We start from the raw sequence: 1,642 nt of genomic DNA, 5'->3' as shown, positions 1-1,642 counted from the left end.
TCTGACGCGTAAATAGAAGCCCAAGTAGATGGGGTTTTGGCATGACTCAGCACCCGATCACTGGGATGGCGATCGGGTGCTGGGTGGATGGTCAGGCTGCGGTGTCGATCGGGTTGAGGGTCACCTGGTAGCCGAGCTGGTTGAGGGCGTTGACCGCCCGGCGGGCGGCGCGTTCAGGGTCGCGCTGGGTGAAGTAGTCGCCGCCGAGCTCGTGGTAGGGCTTATGGTCGGTGAGCATGTGCCAGATCGCGGTGATGATCGAGTGCTCGACGGCAACGAGGGCCTTCAGCGGGCCCCGGCGGGCGGCCAGTCGTCTGTAGCGGGCGGCCAGGTAGGCGTTCTTGGTTCTGGCCGCACCGAACGCGGCCAGTCCCAGGGCGCCCTTGAGGTAGGGATTGCCGGGGCGGACCTTGGTGTTCTTCGCCCGGCCGGCGGACTCGTGGTGTCCCGGGCAGACCCCGGCCCAGGAGGCCAGGTGCTTGGCTGAGGCGAACCGGCTCATGTCACCGCCGGTCTCGGCGACGATCACCTCGGCGACAACCCGGTTGATCCCGGGGATGGTGTCGAGCAGGTCCAACACGGGACGAAAGGGTGCCATCGCCTCCTCGATCCGCTCGTCCAGTTTCTGGACCGCCCGGGTGAGCTGGTCGTAGTGGTCCAGATGAAGCCGGGCCAGGAACGCGTGGTGTTCGCGGAAGCGACCGGTCAGGGCCTCGGTGAGCTCGGGGATCTTGTTGCGGAGCTTGCGCTTGGCCATCTCCGCCAGGATCTGGGGGTCGTGTTCGCCGGCGATGAGAGCCTCCAGCATGGCCCGTCCGGAGACGCCCATGATGTCGGATGCGACGGCGGAGAGCTTGATGCCGGTGTCCTCCAGCAGCTTCTCCAGGCGCTGGACGACCTGCCCGCGTTCGCGGGTGGTCTGGGTGCGGGCCCGGGTCAGGTCCCGCAGTTCACGCACGGGCTGCCCGGGAACGAACGATGCCCTGACCAGGCCGTGGGCGCCGAGCTGGGCCAGCCAGGCCGCGTCGGAGACATCCGTCTTGCGGCCGGGCAGGTTCTTCACCTGCCGGGCGTTGACCAGGATCACATTCAAGTCCTCGGCCAGCAGGTAGTAGAAGGGCTTCCAGTAGTCCGACGTCGCCTCGATCACCACCAGCGTGACCTCGGCGGCGAGCAGGTGCTCGCGCAGGGCGAGTACCGCGTTCGTCGTCGAGCCCCACGTCGTGGTCTCGGTGGAGAACGATCCCCTCCGCTTGGTGTTCGGGGTGCGGACACAGACCTTGGCGTCCTTCTTGCTGATGTCCAGACCGGCACAGCGTTCATGCAGCACATCCACGGCCCTGTTCCTCCCTCGCAGACGGCCCACCGGTTCGCCGTTCCGGGAGGGCCAGGGTGTAGCAGGAATTCTGACGCCCGTGCTCGTAGCAACACTCCACGGTTCCCGTGGACGGCCCTCAGTACCACGCTGACCTGCGAGCTCACAGGCATCACAGAAACATCGGTTTCGGCCGGAACGGACCTCTCAAGCTTCCCGGCCGGTGCCCGCCCTCGTCAGAGGCGTCCGGAAGCGCACCTCGGGCGCGCGCCACGGCATTTACCAGGCCCCCGGCGCGCACCGAAGGTGCGCTGGATCGCTGACCTG

General features: G+C 67.2%; 1 protein-coding gene. It reads right to left on the bottom strand.

From position 1 onward, the window contains the following. Positions 1-91: 91 nt before the first annotated feature. Positions 92-1,336, bottom strand: a complete 1,245-nt coding sequence (locus ACFU7Y_RS43805) for an IS110 family transposase (protein ID WP_380772039.1) — start codon at positions 1,334-1,336, stop codon at positions 92-94. Between the last annotated feature and the right edge of the window lie 306 nt (positions 1,337-1,642).

The sequence above is a fragment of the Kitasatospora sp. NPDC057542 genome (genome assembly GCF_042801945.1).
Classification (GTDB): Bacteria; Actinomycetota; Actinomycetes; order Streptomycetales; family Streptomycetaceae; genus Kitasatospora.
Note: the sequence above shows the minus strand (reverse complement) of the source record. Positions and strands in the feature narration are given on the sequence as shown.